16 protein-coding genes are annotated in these 17,115 nt (G+C 65.0%); 8 read left to right on the forward strand and 8 right to left on the reverse strand.

Annotation, left to right across the window (positions count from 1 at the left end):
* The first annotated feature begins 10 nt into the window (after positions 1-10).
* The 5 genes from QZ647_RS08210 to QZ647_RS08230 all read left to right on the forward strand — a co-directional run bounded on the left by QZ647_RS08210 (position 11) and on the right by QZ647_RS08230 (position 4,371).
* Entirely contained in the window at positions 11-820 is an 810-nt protein-coding gene (locus QZ647_RS08210) for a menaquinone biosynthesis protein (protein ID WP_291271688.1), read from the forward strand.
* Positions 821-881: 61 nt separating this feature from the next.
* Positions 882-2,192, forward strand: coding sequence for a Xaa-Pro dipeptidase (pepQ, locus tag QZ647_RS08215; RefSeq protein ID WP_291271689.1), 1,311 nt, complete (start codon positions 882-884; stop codon positions 2,190-2,192).
* A 350-nt stretch (positions 2,193-2,542) separates the two neighbouring features.
* Positions 2,543-2,875, forward strand: a complete 333-nt coding sequence (locus tag QZ647_RS08220; protein WP_291271690.1) for a hypothetical protein — start codon at positions 2,543-2,545, stop codon at positions 2,873-2,875.
* Positions 2,876-2,884: 9 nt separating this feature from the next.
* A complete protein-coding gene (locus QZ647_RS08225) occupies positions 2,885-3,559 on the forward strand; it encodes a hypothetical protein (protein WP_291271691.1) in 675 nt (224 codons plus the stop codon).
* On the forward strand, positions 3,535-4,371 hold the full coding sequence (locus QZ647_RS08230) for a HAMP domain-containing sensor histidine kinase (RefSeq protein ID WP_291271692.1): 837 nt from the start codon (positions 3,535-3,537) through the stop codon (positions 4,369-4,371). Before QZ647_RS08225 ends, QZ647_RS08230 begins: the two co-directional genes overlap by 25 nt.
* Here the strand turns inward: QZ647_RS08230 and QZ647_RS08235 are convergent.
* Positions 4,368-5,957: a cache domain-containing protein gene (locus tag QZ647_RS08235; RefSeq protein ID WP_291271693.1), complete on the reverse strand. Its 1,590-nt coding sequence runs from the start codon at positions 5,955-5,957 to the stop codon at positions 4,368-4,370. The genes QZ647_RS08230 and QZ647_RS08235 overlap by 4 nt on opposite strands.
* 151 nt (positions 5,958-6,108) lie before the next feature.
* Between QZ647_RS08235 and QZ647_RS08240 the strand changes: the two genes are divergently transcribed.
* From QZ647_RS08240 to QZ647_RS08250, 3 genes are all read left to right on the forward strand, one after another.
* Positions 6,109-8,307: a S9 family peptidase gene (locus QZ647_RS08240; RefSeq protein ID WP_291271694.1), complete on the forward strand. Its 2,199-nt coding sequence runs from the start codon at positions 6,109-6,111 to the stop codon at positions 8,305-8,307.
* A gap of 67 nt (positions 8,308-8,374) precedes the next feature.
* Positions 8,375-9,754: a peptide MFS transporter gene (locus tag QZ647_RS08245; RefSeq protein WP_291271695.1), complete on the forward strand. Its 1,380-nt coding sequence runs from the start codon at positions 8,375-8,377 to the stop codon at positions 9,752-9,754.
* Between the two features lie 44 nt (positions 9,755-9,798).
* Entirely contained in the window at positions 9,799-10,203 is a 405-nt protein-coding gene (locus QZ647_RS08250; protein WP_291271696.1) for a bacteriohemerythrin, read from the forward strand.
* 64 nt (positions 10,204-10,267) lie between these two features.
* Here QZ647_RS08250 and QZ647_RS08255 read toward each other — a convergent pair whose 3' ends face one another.
* The 7 genes from QZ647_RS08255 to QZ647_RS08285 form a co-directional block, all read right to left on the reverse strand.
* Entirely contained in the window at positions 10,268-10,687 is a 420-nt protein-coding gene (locus QZ647_RS08255; protein WP_291271697.1) for a CBS domain-containing protein, read from the reverse strand.
* A gap of 10 nt (positions 10,688-10,697) precedes the next feature.
* A complete protein-coding gene (locus QZ647_RS08260) occupies positions 10,698-11,402 on the reverse strand; it encodes an ABC transporter ATP-binding protein (RefSeq protein WP_291271698.1) in 705 nt (234 codons plus the stop codon).
* On the reverse strand, positions 11,395-12,114 hold the full coding sequence (locus tag QZ647_RS08265; RefSeq protein WP_291271699.1) for an ABC transporter ATP-binding protein: 720 nt from the start codon (positions 12,112-12,114) through the stop codon (positions 11,395-11,397). The genes QZ647_RS08260 and QZ647_RS08265 overlap by 8 nt, the downstream gene beginning before the upstream one ends.
* The gene (locus QZ647_RS08270; protein ID WP_291271700.1) at positions 12,114-13,163 is read right to left on the reverse strand and encodes a branched-chain amino acid ABC transporter permease; all 1,050 of its coding nucleotides are present in this window, start codon (positions 13,161-13,163) and stop codon (positions 12,114-12,116) included. Before QZ647_RS08270 ends, QZ647_RS08265 begins: the two co-directional genes overlap by 1 nt.
* 11 nt (positions 13,164-13,174) lie before the next feature.
* Entirely contained in the window at positions 13,175-14,044 is an 870-nt protein-coding gene (locus QZ647_RS08275) for a branched-chain amino acid ABC transporter permease (protein ID WP_291271701.1), read from the reverse strand.
* Positions 14,045-14,150: 106 nt separating this feature from the next.
* A complete protein-coding gene (locus QZ647_RS08280) occupies positions 14,151-15,296 on the reverse strand; it encodes an ABC transporter substrate-binding protein (RefSeq protein ID WP_291271702.1) in 1,146 nt (381 codons plus the stop codon).
* Between the two features lie 141 nt (positions 15,297-15,437).
* Complete coding sequence (locus QZ647_RS08285) at positions 15,438-16,700, reverse strand: porin (RefSeq protein ID WP_291271703.1); 1,263 nt, start codon at positions 16,698-16,700, stop codon at positions 15,438-15,440.
* Between the last annotated feature and the right edge of the window lie 415 nt (positions 16,701-17,115).

The raw sequence follows: 17,115 nt of genomic DNA on the forward strand, positions 1-17,115 counted from the left end.
GACTGTTTCCATGGTCACCGAACCTTTCCGCCTGTCCATCATCGACTACTTGAACGCCGCCCCTCTCAACCACGGATTCAAGCACGGCCTTGGCTGGGAGCACTTCCACCTGAAGTTCCACTATCCCTCGGCCTGCGCCGACCGCCTGCGATCCGGCGAGGTGGATGCCGGCATCGTCAGCTCCATCGAATACCTGCGGATCCCCGATCTCCTCATCGTGCCGGGCCTCTGCATCGCCTCCCCGAAGCGGGTCCGCAGCGTGGTGATCCTCTCCAAGGTGCCGCCGGAGCAGATCCGCAGCCTGGCCCTGGATACCTCCAGCCGGACCAGCGTGGTGCTGGGGCAGCTCATCCTCCGGGAGCGCTACGGTGTGAGCCCCGAGATCACGGACATGGGCCCCGACCTGCCTGCCATGCTCGAGGCCCACGATGCCGCCCTGATGATCGGGGACTCCGCCATGCGGGCCCCCCGCCAGGGACTCTTCGTCCTGGATCTGGCCGAGGAGTGGCATGCCTGGACCGGCCTGCCCTTCGTCTTCGCCCTGTGGCTGGTCCGGAAGAGCGCCCCGCAGCTGCCCGTGCCCGGCGGCGTGGCCTCCTTCTTCCACAGGAGCTACGAGATCGGCCAGGCCCAGCTGCCCGCCATCATCGAGGAGGCCCGCCGCACCATCGGCTGGACCAAGATCGAACTGCACGAGTACCTCACGGAAAACATCAGCTACACCCTGGGCGAAGCCGAACGGGAAAGCCTCGCCCTCTTCTTCGAGAAGGCCGTGCGCCACGGCTTTGCGCCCGAGGAAAAGCCCCTGCGGTTTCTCTGATCGCCAGCCATTCTGATCATCGGGCCACCCCAGCGCCCGATCCCCCACCCCAAGGACTCCCATGACCGATCTCGCGGCTCTTTACCTCACCCACATCGCCGAGCGCCAGCGCACCACCGCCGAGGCCCTGGCCGAGACGGGCTTCGATGCCCTGGTGATTTCCAGCGGGAAGGTCTACACGCACTTCGCCGACGATCAGGACGCCCCCTTCCACCCCGTTCCCCACTTCGCCCACTGGTGTCCCGTGGCGGGACCGCACCACCTCCTCGTGATTCGTCCCGGCCAGAAGCCACGGCTCATCCGCTACGCTCCCGAGGATTTCTGGTACGAGCAGGCCCCCCTGGGGAATCCCTTCTGGGCGCCGGCCTTCGAGCTCCAAGAGGCGGGCACAGTCGACGAGGTCTGGAAGCTCCTGGGAAACCCCACCCGGGCGGCCTATATCGGCAATGAGACCGACCGCGCGGAAGCGGCCGGCCTCGAGGCCAATCCGGCCGGACTCACGGCCCGTCTGGACTGGCACCGCACCACCAAGTCAAGCTATGAGGTCCAGTGCATCGAGGAGGCCACGGTGCTCGCCGCACGGGGCCACCTGGCCGCCAAGGCCGCCTTCCTGGCCGGAGCCAGCGAGCTCGAGATCCACCACGCGTATGTCCAGGCCGTGGGCATCGTGGATCAGGAGCTGCCCTATGGCAGCATCGTGGCCCTCAACGAGAAGGGCGCCACGCTCCACTACGAGGGCAAGCGCACCCTGAAGAACGGCTTCGTCATGCTCATCGACGCCGGCGCCCAGGTCCGCGGCTATGCCTCCGACATCACCCGCACCGTGGCCGCACCCCACTGCGACGGCCGCTTCGCGGCCCTGGTGGACGGCATGGAGAGGATCGAGCTCCAGCTCTGCGACCTGGTGAAGCCGGGGCTGCCCTACGGCGACCTGCATCATCAGGGGCATCTTGCCATCGCGGGTCTGCTGAAGGATCACGGCCTCCTGAACGCGAGCCCCGAAGAGGCCGTGGAGAAAGGCTACAGCCGCCCCTTCTTCCCCCACGGCCTGGGCCATCACCTGGGCATCCAGGTGCACGATGTGGCCGGGCGGCAGGGTGGACCGGACGGCACCCTCGCGCCTCCGCCAGCCCAGCACCCCACCCTGCGCACCACCCGTACCATCGATGAGGGGCAGGTCTTCACCGTGGAACCCGGCCTCTACTTCATTCCCATGTTGCTCCGTCCCTTCCGCGCGGGGGAGGACCGGGCGAAGTTCAACTGGACGCTCATCGATGAGCTCACCCCCTGCGGCGGGATCCGCATCGAGGACAACCTGCTGGTGACTCCCGGCGGACATCGCAACCTCACCCGGCCGCACCTGCCCAACTGAGCTGCGGATCCGGACTACCCCCCGATCGCACAGCGCCCCGCGCTGTGCTCCCACTCAGCCTCCGGCTTCGCGGAGGGGGCCCCGTTGCATCGAGGACAACCTGCTGGTGACTCCCGGCGGACATCGCAACCTCACCCGGCCGCACCTGCCCAACTGATCGGGAACCTCCACCCGCCGATCACCGGGACGGATAAAAACGAGCTCACCTTCGCCAACCGTCCGTCAACAGGGCAGTTCCTGTGGCTTCGATTCCGCAGTTCTGCCTTGTGGCCCGGCCTGCCTTCGGGTCTGATGGGAAGACTCCGCCCTTCCATTTCTGGCCCCTCCACCCCGTTTCGAGGAGCGTCTTCGTGTCTTCCGAGGCTTTCGACCCCACCCGCAACCATCGCATCAGCCGAGAGGAGGCCGCCGGCCTGATCCTGGCTTTCCAGGCCGGAGCCGGCCCAGGAACCCACCACGCCTCCGCCTTCAACCGCAGCGCCTTCGAGCAGCTCCTCGCCCAGCCCGGGGCCGCAGGCATCCGCATCTACCGGGCCCAGCACGAGGACGGATCACCCACGATGGTGATGGTGGCGGTGGACTCGGAGGGCGTGGACCTCGACGCGCCGACATGCGTCTTTGCCCAGAACTCCCACGACTGCCCACCCGACTGTGCCGGCTCGCGCCTGTCGAAGTTTCCCTGATCCCGGCCCATGGATGCCAAAACCGTTCATCGATGGATCCTCCACTACATCATCGATCCATCCATCCTGGCGCCGATGGCCGCCTATGCCTGGAGCCGCTTCCGCGGCGGGTACCAGCGTCCCCCCTGGCTTCGCCCGTTCCTTCGCGTCCAAGTCCTTGATCTGATCCAGGGCGTGATCTTCATCGCCATCGCCATGGCACACCACAACAACCAGTGGTTCCGCCACATCGTCCAACCCATCATCTTCACCGGTCTCCTTTGGACGCTCGCCAGGACGGCCGAAGAAGGAACCCGGCGCACGCGCCTCTACCTCATCTGCATCGGGGTTGGGCTCGCCGCGGCGGTGACGGGCATCTTCGTGAATGGCCTGCTGTGGCGCAATGCGCTGTTCATGACGACTCAGAGCCTCATCTACATGGGCCTGGGAACCTACGAGCTGCGGCGGCTCTTCAACTCCGAGGACGACCGGCCCCTGCCGGACCGGCCCGAGTTCTGGTTGGCCGCCGCGCTCTTGATCTACGGATCCTCGGCCCTGATCTTCAGCGCCACTTCCAACTACCTTCTCCGCACCCTCTCGGCCCAGATGGTCCATGTTCCCTGGATCGTGAACGGGATCGTGATCGTCTGCTACGAGCTCGCCCTGGCCAAGGTGTTCCTATGCAGGAAGTCCACCTCCTCCTGATCTTCGGCCTCGCGACGATCGTCGTGATGCTGCTCAGCTGGCTCGCGCTCTTCAGCGTGGTCCAGGGGAAGAACCGCGTTCTCCAGGAACAGAGGAAGGCCCTCGAAGGAGAGCGGCGCCTCCGGCGAGCCCAGGAAGCCTTCACCGACAACGCGCATCACGAGCTGCGCACACCGGTGCAGATCCTGTCTGGTCATCTCCAGATGCTCAGCGACCTGGACCCCACGCCCGAACAGACGACCCTTCTCCATCAGGCCCAGCAGACCGCCGCCCACCTGAGCCATCTCGTGCAGAGCCTCCTGGATCTCTCCAGCCTGGGCCAGGGAACCCTTGCCATTCGTCCGGCCCTCACGGACCTCGGAACCTACCTGGCCAGCTTGGCCCGGCGCGCCGAAGCGGATGCCCACGCCAAGGGGCTGGTGATGCAGGTGGCGATGGATCCCCTGCCCCACCCCCTGGTCTGCGATGCGGCGCGGCTCATCCAATCCCTGGAGGCTCTGCTGGACAACGCCATCGGCTTCTCGGATCGCGGAACCATCAGCTTCCGGATGGCAGCCCGATCTCAAGGACGCACCTGGCACCTGCGCTTCGAGATTGAGGATCAGGGCCCCGGCCTGCCCCTCGACTGGGAGCGGTTGATGAGGCCCTTCGAGCAGGAAGAGCAGAGCCTCCGCCGCCGCCGCGGCGGACTGGGCATCGGGCTGCCTCTGGCCGCGGGCCTCATCGAGCGCCTGGGCGGACGCATCGGATTCCAGCCCCTCACCGCCGGCACCCTGGCCTGGGTGGACATTCCGCTGAAGGAAGAAGCCTAGAGCCGGAAGCTGTCTGCCAGGGCCCTTAGACCTTCGGCCACCTGGGCGAGGTCCTCGGAGGTCTTGGCGATCTCCTTCACGGTGGCCGCCAGTTCATGCGTGGCGGTGGCATTCTGGGCGAGGCCGAGACTGGTCTGGTCCATCATCCGCGTGACCTCCGCGCTGGTGCCAGCCTGGCCGCGCGCAAAGGTGCCGATCTGGGAGACGCGACTGGCCACCTCCTGGATGCGTTGCCGAATGGCCTCTAGGCTCTGCATGGTGCCCTGCACGCTGGCAACACCTCCTGACACGGCTTCCTGGGCGCGCTGGATGAGTTCTTCGATCTCCTTGGCGGAGGTGCGGCTCCGCTCGGCCAGTTTCCGCACTTCTTCGGCCACCACGGCAAAACCCTTGCCCATGGACCCGGCCTTGGCCGCCTCAATGGCGGCGTTCAGCGAAAGCAGATTGGTCTGCCGGGCAATCTCCTGGATGACCCGCACCGCCTGGACGATCTGCGCCGTAGCCCCCTGGATCTCCCCCATGCCCTGAACGGCGGCTTCGCCGGTCTCTGCGCTGCGCACCGTTTCCGCCACAGCCGCGGCACCCTCTCTGCCGCCCTCTTCGCTGTGCTTCGCGACCAAGCCCGATTCCTCGGCCAGCCCGGCCATGGCCCGGGCCACGCGCTCGCCGGCCAACTTCAACTCTTCGCTGACCTTGGCGATCTCGTCCACGGCGCGGGTCATCTCTTCGGAACTGGCAGCCAATTCCGTGCTACCCGAGGCCACGCGGCTCGAAAAACCCGAGATCTCCAGCACCCGGCCGCGGAGTTCCGCGTTGTAGGCGTTGAATGCCTTGGCAGCCTCCCCGATCTCATCGCTGGTATCGATGCGGATCTCCCGGGTGAGATCGCTGTGCCTCAGGCCTTCGACGAGTTCGCCCAAAGGCCGGGACATGCGACGGGCCAAATTTCGGACCACGAAGAAAAGCACTCCTGAGAGGGCCAGTAGTCCGCCCAGGATGGACCAGGTGAAGCCCCGCACCTGGGCCTGGAGGTCGTCGATGTAGACGCCGGTGCCGATGTTCCAACCCCATGGTTCAAAGGACTTCACATAATTCAGTTTCGGATAGACCCCTTCCGCGCCGGGTTTGCCGAACCAGATCTGCAGGAATCCCCCCTGGGGTTGGCGTCCCAGCTGACGCAGTTCCATGTAGATCCGTGTTCCCTGTTTGTCGGTGTAGTCATCCACCAGCTTGCCCTCCATCTCGGGACGGATGGGCACGGTGACGATGCGGGGTTCATGGGTGAAGACATAGAAGTAGTTGCCGCCGGCGAAGCGAATGGTTTTGATCTGGGCGATGGCCCTACGCTGAGCCTCTTCCCGGGAAATGATGCCGGCGACCGCCTCTCCCTCCTGCGCCGCCAGGAGTCCCAGGGCCGTTTCCGTGAGGCTCCGGAGCTCGGCCTTCCGGGCGTCCAGGATACCCCTCTCCACCGCTGGCACCAGCAACAGCCATGAGGCGAAGAACACGATCACGAGCGGGCCCAGACCCACCAGCAGGATCTTTCCGGCCAGCGATTGCGGTTTCATCCGATCCAGGAGTGCCATGGATTCACCTCCCTTAATCGACTCAGTCCCATTTCCATCCCTTATCGAAAGGCGGCCACCTCCTCTCAAATCCTGATCCCTTCAGGGATAACCCACCTGGCCCTCCAAAGAGCCTCGCTTTGCGATATACCTAGGGATCTCCGGAGCCACCATGCCCGTCCGCGCCCTTCTGGCCAGCCTGATCCTCACCGCGTCCCTGTTGGGCCAGACTCCGAGCCGCGTCCCGGGCCAATTCCCGGAAGGGGCCTCCGGCCAGCTCACATTGGAAGCCATCGCCCACCCCACAAAGAAGGTGACCTACGCCGGCATGCCCACCACGCGCCTGGATTGGTTGCCGGATGGGGCCCTCGTGCAGACGCGGCGAGAAGGGGACCAGGTGTCCCTCCTGCGGGTGGATCCCGCCACCTGGGCCTCGACACCCCTGCTCGAAGCGGGCCGCCTCCAGGCCGCCCTGGTCGCCGCCGGAGCTGCCGACATCGCCGCAAGGACCGCCCTCGGACGCGGGGGGTTCATCTGGAATGAGGACCGCAGCACCTTCCTGCTCGAGGCCGACGGCGACCTCTTCCAGGTGGAGGTGAAGGCAGCCAGGGCCAAGCGCATCGCGAGCGGGAAGGTCGACGAACCCACCTTCAGCCCCGATGGCCGGCAGGTGGCCTATCTCCGCGGCAACGACCTCTACCGGGCCGAGGTGGCCACGGGCCGGGAGACCCGGCTCACCACCGGCGGCAGCGAGACGGTGTTCAACGGCCGCCTGGACTGGGTGTACCAGGAGGAGGTCTATGGCCGCGGCAGCTTCCGGGCCTTCTGGTGGGCGCCGGATTCCAGGCGCATCGCCTACCTGCAGCTGGATGAGACCAAGGTGCCGGTCTTCACCCTCATGGATGACCGCCACCAGCCCCAGAAGGCCCAGGCCGCCCGCTATCCCAAGGCCGGGGATCCCAATCCCATCGCCCGCCTGGGCGTGGTGGAATTGGATGGGCGCACCGCCTGGATGGACGACCCCTACCCCGGCCAGGAGACCCTCATCGTGCAGGTGGGCTGGGATCCTCAGGGGCACCTGCTCGCCATTCATCAGGACCGCATCCAGAGCTGGCTGGATCTGCGCCGTTACGAAGCGACTGGCTCGAAACGGCTCCTCCACGAGAACGGCCGCGCCTGGCAGGAGCGGCTGCCCCTGCCCCATTTCCTGCCCGATGGCGGCTTCCTCTGGGAATCGGGCCGCACCGGCCATCACCATGTCTATCGCTACGGGAAGGACGGAAGCCTGACCGGCGCCATCACCGCCGGTGACTGGGATGTCAAGCGCGTGCACGGTGTGGATGCCAAGGCCGGCTGCCTCTACTTCGACGCCACGGAGCGCAGCCCCATCGGCCTGGACGCCTATCGCATCGGCCTCGACGGCAAAGGCCTCACGCGCCTCACGGATCGGCCGGGCACCCACCGCGCCAGGTTCAACGCGACCTTCACGGCCTTCCTCGATGTCTGGAGCGATGTCCAGACACCGCCCCAGCAGGCCCTGCACGATGGGGCCGGGAAGCAGCTGCGCCTCATCGACGCCAACCCCAGCGAGGGCTGGAAAGCCCTGAAGCGCGGCAAGGTCAGCTTCCAGCAGGTGAAGACCCGGGATGGCTTCCCCATGGAAACCATGCTGGTGCTGCCCCCCGGGTTCGATCCTTCCCGACGCTACCCCGTCTTCCAGGAGGTCTACGGGGGGCCGGCAACACCCACGGTGCGCAATGCCTGGGGCCGGGACATGCTCTGGTACCAGTTCCTCGCCCAGCAGGGCATCGTCGTCTGGGCCTGCGACAACCGCAGCGCCTCGGCCAAGGGGCTGGCCAGCGCCTACGGCATCCACCGCAACCTCGGGGCCCAGGAACTCCAGGACCAGCTCGACGGCCACGCCTGGCTGAAGCAGCATGGCTGGGCCGACTTGGACCGGCTCTGCCTGGATGGCTGGAGCTACGGCGGCTTCATGGTCACCTATGCCCTCACCCACAGCAAAGCCTGGAAGCTGGGCATCGCCGGGGCGCCCGTGACGGATTGGCGCCTCTACGACAGCATCTACACCGAGCGCTACATGGGCCTGCCCTCTGACAACAAGGCCGGCTACGAAGCCAGCTCCGTGGTGAAGGCCGCCGGGAACCTGTCGGGCAGGCTGCTGCTGCTGCATGGAACGCTGGATGACAATGTGCACCCCCAGAACAGCGTGATGCTGATCGATGCCCTCCAGAAGGCGGGCCATCCGGTCCAACTCGTGCTGCTGCCGGGCTCTGACCATGTGCCCCGCGCCCCCCAGCATGCCTGGGCGCGCTTCCAGGCCATGTGGGACTTCATCTCGAAGAACCTGTAGGCTCTTTATAGTCTTCAATATTCTGTATTCAATCTTCAGTCTTCAGCATTAAGTCCGAAGGATGTTCATGAGCGAAGCCACCCAGGATCCCCGTCTGCTCGATGACCAGGGCATCGCGGGCCATCCGCGCGGCCTGATGGTCCTCTTCTTCACCGAGATGTGGGAGCGATTCAGCTACTACGGCATGCGCGCGTTGTTGATCCTCTTCCTCGTGGCCCCCCCGGACAAGGGGGGGCTCGGGATGAGCGGGGTGAAGGCCGCCAGCATCTACGGCACCTACGAGATGTCCGTCTACCTCGCCAGCCTGCCGGGCGGCTGGGTGGCCGACCGGTGGCTGGGCCAGCGGAAGGCGGTGGCCCTCGGCGCCGTGCTCATCGCCCTCGGGGAATTCATCCTCGCCGCCTCCGGAACGGTCGCCGTCTTCTACGGAGGACTCGCGGTGATCGTGGCCGGCACCGGCCTGCTCAAGACCAACTGCGCGACCCTCGTGGGCTCGCTCTATGCGGACAACGACGCCCGGCGCGACCCTGGCTTCACCATCTACTACATGGGGGTCAACCTCGGCGCCCTGATCGCCCCCATCATCTGCGGCTTCCTGGCGCAGGACCCACGCTTCCTCGGCTTCCTGTCCCGCATCGGCCTGGCCACCACGAGCGGCTGGCGCTGGGGCTTCGGCGCAGCCGGAGTGGCCATGGTGCTGGGCCTCATCCAGTTCGGGCTGCAGCAGCGGAAGTTCGGCGAGGCCGGCCTGAAGCCGGGCTCCCAGCAGATGGAGCATGGACACACCAGCACACGGGAACCTCTCCGCCCCGAGGAGCGCAAGCGGCTGCTGGTGGTGGCCATCCTCTTCATCTTCTCGGTGATCTTCTGGATGACCTATCAGCAGGCCGGCTCGAGCCTCAACCTCTTCGCCGACCGCCTCACCCGCTCCGAGGTCTTCGGGTGGCATTTCCCCTCCACCTGGTTTCAGAGCGTCAACTCCGCCTGGCTGCTGCTCCTGGCCCCTCTCCTCTCCTGGCTCTGGGTGAAGCTCGGCGACCGGGATCCCTCCAGCCCCGCCAAGTTCGCCCTGGGTCTGCTCTTCGTGGGCCTGGGCATGCTCCTCCTGGTCCCGGCGGCCAGGGTGGCGACCGGGGCGGCCCGCGTGGCGCCGTGGTGGCTGGTGGGCACCTACGGACTCCACACGGTCGGGGAGCTGCTGTTGTCCCCCGTCGGCCTGAGCACCACCACCAAGCTGGCTCCAGCCCGGTACCAGGGCCTGATGATGGGGGTCTGGTATGTGTCCCTCGGCCTGGGCAGCAAGCTCGCCGGCAAGGTGGCAGGCCTCTTCGAGACCATGCCCCTCGCCCGCATCTATGGCAGTCTCTTCCTGGCCACGGCTTCCGCGGCGGTGATCCTGGCGCTCTTCACCCCCAGGATCAAGCGGCTCATGGGAGGCGTCCGGTAGTTTCCAGAAGCCGTGCCTGAACCATCCGAATCGAGGAGCCCGCCATGCCACTTGCCATCTGGAGCGACCGGTTCGCCACCGGGATCGACAGCATCGATCGCCAGCACCAGCAGCTCTTCACGGCGGTCAACCAGCTCCATGAGGCCTTCCGCCAGGGCCACGGCCAGGAGCAGGTCCGGAAGGCCATCGACTTCCTCCTCGACTACACGGTGGATCACTTCCGCACCGAGGAGGATCACATGCGGCGCCACGCCTACCAGGGCTACGCCGCCCATGCCGCCGCCCACGCCCAGCTGGTGGCGCGGGTGGCCAGCCTGAAGGCGGACAGCGATGCCGGCCGTCCCGTGGCCATGGAAGTGACGGCCCTCCTGGCGGATTGGCTGAAACACCACATCAGCGAAGTGGATCTGGCCTACATCGATTTCCTGAAGGCCAAGCACATCAAGTAGGCGGGCCTGGCCTGGACACGAAAGGGCGGGCCGACTCCGGCCCGCCTTTTCGCATGGAGGGGGATCACCGGGCTTTGGCGAACTCCACCACGGCCTTGAGCATGTCGCCCACCGACATGATGCCCACCAGCTTGCCCGCGCCATCCACCACGCAGAGCCCATAGAGCTTGTGGTCGAGGATGGCCTGGGCCGCCGTGGCCAGATCCACATCCGGCGTGACGGTCCGGGGGTTCGGATTCATCACATCCTTCACAGGGGTCTTGGACAGAAGGTAGTGCACTTCCCAGGTATCCAGGGAGGTTGCCTTGCCCGGGGTGTAGTCCTTGATCATCCGCTCGGTGATGAGCCCGGTGAATTGGCCCTGGGCCATGACGGGCAGGCGGCGAATGCCCTTCTCCTTCATGAGGTGGATGGCCTCGATGATCGAGGCGTCCTGCTCGATGGTGATGGGATTCTTCGTCATCCACTTTTCGACGGTGGTCATTGGGATCTCCTCACATGCCCAGGAAGGCTTTCTTGATGTGGTCGTTGTTGAGCAGTTCCTCTCCCGTGCCCGTCAGCACCACCCGCCCCGTCTCCATGACATAGGCCCGGTGGGCGATGCGGAGGGATTGGTAGACATTCTGCTCCACCAGAAGAATGGTAACGCCCTGCTTGTTGATGCCGGTGATGATGTCGAAGATGTTCTTCACCAGCAGGGGCGACAGGCCCAGGGAAGGCTCGTCCAGCAGCAGCACCTTCGGGTTGGCCATGAGGCCCCGGGCGATGGCCAGCATCTGCTGCTCGCCGCCGGACATGGTGCCGCCCAGCTGCTTTTCCCGCTCCTTGAGGCGGGGAAACAGCTCGAACACCCAGTCGATGTTCTTCTGGCGGTCCGGCCGGGTGGCCTTGACATAGGAGCCCATGCGGAGGTTCTCCATCACCGTCATCTCGGGAAAGATGCGGCGCCCCTCGGGGACCTGGACCAGTCCCGCTTCGACCACATGGTGCGGCTGCATCTTGCCGAGGTCTCTGCCCTGGAAGGTGATGCTCCCTGAGGTGGGCGTGACCAGGCGGGAAATGTTCTTGAGCGTGGTGGATTTCCCGGCCCCATTGGCGCCGACCACAGTGACGATCTCGCCCTCGTGGACTTCCAGATCCACATCCCACAGGACTTTCAGATCGCCATAGGCGAAGTTCAGTTTCTCGATCTTAAGCATGGCTCTCACCCAGGTAGGCATCGATCACGTCCTGGTTGCTCACCACCTCCTGGGGGGTGCCTTCGGTCAGCTTCTCGCCCGAAGTCAGGACGACGATCCGGTCGGAAATCCGCATGATGGCCTTCATGTCGTGCTCGATGACCATCTGCGTGAGGCCATGCTGTTTGATGTCGAGGATGAGCTGGATGATCTCCTCGCTTTCGGCGGGGTTCAAGCCGCCCATGACTTCGTCCAGCAGCAGGAGCTTCGGCTGGGTGGCGAGGGCGCGGGCCACCTCAAGCTTCTTCCGCTCCCCGATGGGCAGGCCGCCGGCGAGGAAATCCGCCCGGTGCTCCATGCGGACCACCTTCAGCTGCTCCATGGCCACCTCCCGAGCGGTCCTCAGGGAGGAGGTCCGCGCCAGGGCACCCACCATCACATTGTCCACCACGGAGAGCTTGGCCAGGGGCCGGACCTTCTGCCAGGTCCGCACCATGCCCAGCTTGCAGACCTTGTCGGGCTGGAGCCCGTTCATGCGCCGGCCATCGAACACCACCTCGCCCTTGGACGGGGGATAGTAGCCGGTGATGCAGTTGAAGAGGGTGGTCTTGCCCGCGCCGTTGGGCCCGATGAGGCCCATGATCATCCCCTCCTCCACCGCGAAGGAGACATTGGAATTGGCCGCCAGGCCGCCGAAGAACTTGCTGACGCTCTTGATTTCTAAGATGGCCATCAGACCGCCTCCCGCTTCCGGCGCACAGCCAGCTTCTTGACGAAGCCCATGAGCCCGTCCGGCATGAAGAGGATCACCAGCACCACGAGGATGCCGTAGAGCAGGACATGGGCATGGGAGAGGTTCTCCTTGAGGAAGATCCCGATCCTCGAATCCGCGCTCACGAGGCCGATCTTCACCAGGCCCTCGGTGATCAGGTTGCTGCGCAGGGCCTCGGAGAGCGGAACGAGCACCAGGGAGCCGAGCACCGGTCCCCACAGAGTGCCCATGCCCCCGATGATGCAGATGAGCATGATCTGGACGGACACATCCAGGCCCAGCACCGTGGGGGGATCCACGAAGCCGACATAGATGCCATAGAAGCTCCCGGCCAGCGAGGTCAGGATGGCTGAGATGACCAGGCCGATGTTCTTGTAGAGGGCGATGTGGATGCCCAGGGAATGGGCGGCATCCTGGTCCTCCCGGATGGCCTGGAAGTAGTAGCCCAGCTTGGAGTGCTGCACCAGCCAGGTGATGGCGATGGTGAGCAGGGCCAGGAACAGGCCGATGTAGTAGAAGGGCACCTTGGTGAGGAAGTCCGTCACCACCCGCTCGCCGATCTTGAAGGCGGGGATCTCGGTGGCCAGGATGCCCTCGGCCCCATTGGTGAGGGTGGTCAGGTTGATGGCCGACAGGCGGAGGATCTCTGCCACCGCGATGGAGGCCAGCACGAAGTAGGGGCCGCGCAGGCGGAAGCAGATGCTGCCGATGGCCAGCGCCACCACGACCACCAGACCCACGCCGGCCCAGACCCCGATCCAGGGCACGATCTGCCAGGTATGCATGAGCATCATGGTGGTGTAGGCCCCCACGCCGAAGTAGGCGGCGTGGCCCACGGAATGCTGGCCGGCGTACCCGCCGAGGATGTTCCAGCTCTGGCCCTGCGACACGCTCAGGAAGAGCAGGATCATCATGTGCAGGGCGTAGGGACTCTGCATGTACCTGGGAAGGGCCAGCAGGAGGACCAGCACGAGCAGGCCGGCGGCGGACTTGAGGATGGTCTTGGTCATGGTCGTCCCCCTCAGGTCCGCGACTTGCCCATCAGGCCCGAGGGCTTGAAGAGGAGCACCAGCAGGAAGAGCACGAAGACCACCACATCCTTCCAGCCGGAGGAGATGTAGACCGCGCTCATGGATTCGGTGATGCCGATCAGCACGCCACCCAGCGTCGCACCGACCACGCTGCCCATGCCGCCGAGCACCGTGATGACGAAGGCCTTCAGCGTGAACACCCCACCCACCTGGGGGAAGATGTAGTAGGTCGGGGAGATGAGCGCGCCGGCCGTGCCCGCCAGGGCCGAGCCGAGGCCGAAGGCGATGATGGACATCCGTTTCACATTGATGCCCATCAGCTGGGCCGCATCCCGGTCCTGGGAAGTGGCCCGGATGGCCTGGCCCGTGTCCGTCTTCAGCAGGAACCAGCCCAGGGCCGCCGTGATGGCCGCCGTGATCAGGAAGGAGATCAGCAGCGGCGTGGAGATCGAGACCCCACCGCCCACCTGGATGGTGGAGGAGGAATAGGAAGTCGTGAGGATCTTGTAGTCCGAGGTGAAGATCAGCATCACCGTGTTGCTCATGATGAGCCCGAGGCCGATGGTCAGGAGGATCTGGTTCTGGGCGACGGCGCTGAGCACCCGGTTGATGAAGGTCTTTTGGAGGAAGCCCCCGAAGAGGAACATCAGCGGGAAGCTGATGAGCACGGACACGAAGGGGTCGATGCCCAGGATCGTGAACAGCAGGTAGGTGAGGTACATCCCCACCATCATGATGTCGCCGTGGGCGAAGTTGACGACCCGCATCACGCCGAAAATGAGCGTGAGACCGATGCCGATGAGCGCGTACACCCCACCGATCAGGATGCCGCTGATGAGGGACTGAAGAAAGACAGCCATGGGTGCTCAGATCTCCTGGGAGTAAGCCCCAGCCCGGCTTCGCCAGACTGGGGCGCGGTGGCCCTGGGGGTGCGCGCGCGGCGCGAACACCCCGGACGGGGTCAACTCACTTCCACTTGGGGAAGGGATAGACCGCCTTCTTCGTGGCGAACTGGGAAGGCAGCACCGTCTCGTAGTTCCCGGAGAGGATCTGCTGCACGAGCATCTGGTGATTGTTCTGGTTCGTGAACCCGTCGTAATCGGCGAACTTGACCTCGCCCATCACGCCATTCCACTTGCCGTTCTTCAGCCCCTCGCGGGTCTTCGCGCGGTCACCGCCGGCGTTCTTGGCGGTCTCGGCCATGATCACCATCGAGGCGTAGGCGCAGGCCGCATGATAGGTGGGTTCCTTGCCGAACTTGGCCTTGTAGCGGGCCCCGAATTCCTTCGCACCCGGCCAGTTCACATCATTCGTCCACTGGGTGCAGGAGATGACGCTCTCGGAGATCGCGCGCTCCTTGGCGAACTCCACGGTGGTGAACCCGGCACCGGCGCCCAGGAAGGCCTGGGGCTGAAGGCCCACTTCCTTCGACTGCCGCATGAGGAGAATGGCGTCGGCCACATAGGACACCATGAACACCAGGTCGGGGTTCTTGGACTTCACCTTGGCCAGGGTCGAGCGGTAGTCCGCGGCGCCCTTGGGATAGGGCTCATCGGCCACCACCTGGATGCCCTTCTTGCCCACATAGTCCTTGGCGGTCTTGGTGGTGGAGGTCCCGAAGTCCGTGTTCTCGTAGACGAAGGCGATGGTCTTCGGCTTGCCGAGGCTCACGGCGGCATCGATGAGGCTGGATGCGTACTGATCCGCGGGGGCGTTCATGCGGAAGACATGCTTCAGGCCCTGGCGGGTGATCTCCTCCTTGGCCGCGGCGGGGATGAGCAGCGGTACCCGGTATTTCTCCGCCAGTTTGGCGACGGCGTTGGAGCAGGCCGAGGTGTAGGGGCCCACCACGCCCACCACATTGTCCCGGGTGGCCAACTTCTCCATGGCACTCATGGAGATCTGCGGCTTGCCCGTATCGTCCTCCCACACCAACTGGAGGTTGATGCCCTTCTTCTTGAGATCCTCCTCGGCGAGCTTGATGCCGTTGGTGATGTTCTCTCCGATGGGCGCCTCGGGGCCGCTCATCGAATTGATGACGCCGATCTTCTGCGCCAGGAGACAAGGAGAGAGGGCGAGAGTTGCGCCCAGGGCCAAGAGGTGCTTTCGCATGGCAGCTCCGGTTCAAAAGAGATGTTGGTGGAATGTATGGGAATACTACACTCATCCGGCCAAAAAAAACCACGGAACTCGTGGGGGGTACCCAAAAGTTCCGTGGCTTGGTACTGAGAAGGATCAGCTAGGAATGCTGGCTCAGTAGGACAGCATGATCGAGGCGACGATGCTGTTGCCGCCCTGCTCGCCGGTCTGGCCCGCGCGGGGGGTCAGGAAGTTGTCGCTGCGCTTGACGAAGTCCAGCTTCAGCTTGCCGGCGGCCTGCTTGGTGGGGATGAACACATAGTTGTAGCCCACGGTGATTTCCGTGTACTTCGGGCTGTAATCGGCCGTGGCCGTCTTGTAGGGGCTGGTCGCGGTGTACCAGTCGTCACCGGAGTTGTAGTTCAGCACATCGTAGCGGGCCGTGATCCAGTGGCTGCCCATCTTGTAGGCGCCATCCACCACATAGCCGGCGAACTTCTGGTCGAGGTGCTCGCGGAGCGGAGCGGCGGCCGCGGTGAAGAGGGTCGGGTAGCGGCGGCCCAGAAGGCCCGTGGCGTACTCGGCGCTGGCCTGCCAGGTGTCGTTCTTGAAGGCGTAGTAGATGCCCTGGAGGGTGGTCTTGTCCTTGTTGTCCTTGATCTGGGCGGGGGTGGGAGCACCCACGGTCCAGGTGGCGGGAACCGTGGCCGTCACCAGGGTGGAATCCTTCAGGCCGGTCACGCCTTCGCGGTAGTAGAAGCCGAACTTGTGGGCGGAGCCGTAGCCACCCTCGAAGCGGAAGGTGTAGTCCTTCTGGGCGTTGCCGGAGCCGGCCAGGGTGTTCTCGTTGTTCTTGCCGCCGCTGCCGTCATCGGTGGTGCCGTTGGAGATGGCGACATTCAGCTTGCCCTGGAAGCCCTTGGGATCGCCGTAGGCGTAGCTGGCCCAGATGCCGCGATCGCGGGCATCCCCGAACTTGCGGTTGATCTGGTTGCGCTCGAAGAAGAGGATCTCGCGGGCGGCGACCATGGTGGCTTCGTAGGTGGTCGGCATCTTGAACTGGCCGGCCTTCAGGGCGAAGCCCTTGATGGGGGCCCAGGTCATGACGAAGTCCTGGAGGACGGCGTTGGGCACGGCGGTGGTGTTGCTGTTGTTCGGATCGAACATCACATTCCAGCTGATCGTGTCCGTCACGGTGCCGCTCATGTAGATTTCAGCGCGCTTGACGGCGAAACCGTTCTCCTGGAAGCGGGAATCGAGACCGTAGTACTTGGAGGCACCGGCCGCGGCCGTGGTGTTGAGGCGCAGGTTGCTGTCCATCATCTGGGTGGCCCAGAACTCCATCAGGAGGCCGTCGATCTTGACGGTGGGGGTCTGGGCCTGGGCGAATCCGGCTGCAAGCAGCGCGGCGACACCGGCGAGGCGGGAAATCTTCATGGGTAGGCTCCTATTGGGGAGGGTTGGGAGGGATGGTGGAAGTGGAAGTGGAGGGTGATGACGGCGGGAGGGACTGGTCAGACCACCTGATGTCCCAGACACCAGTCGACCAATCTCTGAGAGTGGATCAAACGGATTCAAGCTAAACGCGGGAAATCCCCTCGTCTATCAAAAACGACCGAAAAGTTCCCCCCCTTGTGATGAAGGACACAAAGCTGTCGGGACTTCCTTGTAATGAACGGGTTGCAGCTCACCGGGAGCGCCGCCGCTTCCCCCCCTGGCCCGTCTCGGAACCCCTCAGGCTCCGCCGCACGGCCAGTCAAATACCGGCTCCAGGAGGAATTCACCCGCCGGACACAGCTCTTCCGCAGAGCCTTCCTCGGAAAGTCACACCAGGTCGGGAACCTTGCTCCAC

The organism is Geothrix sp. (assembly GCF_020622065.1).
GTDB lineage: Bacteria > Acidobacteriota > Holophagae > Holophagales > Holophagaceae > Geothrix.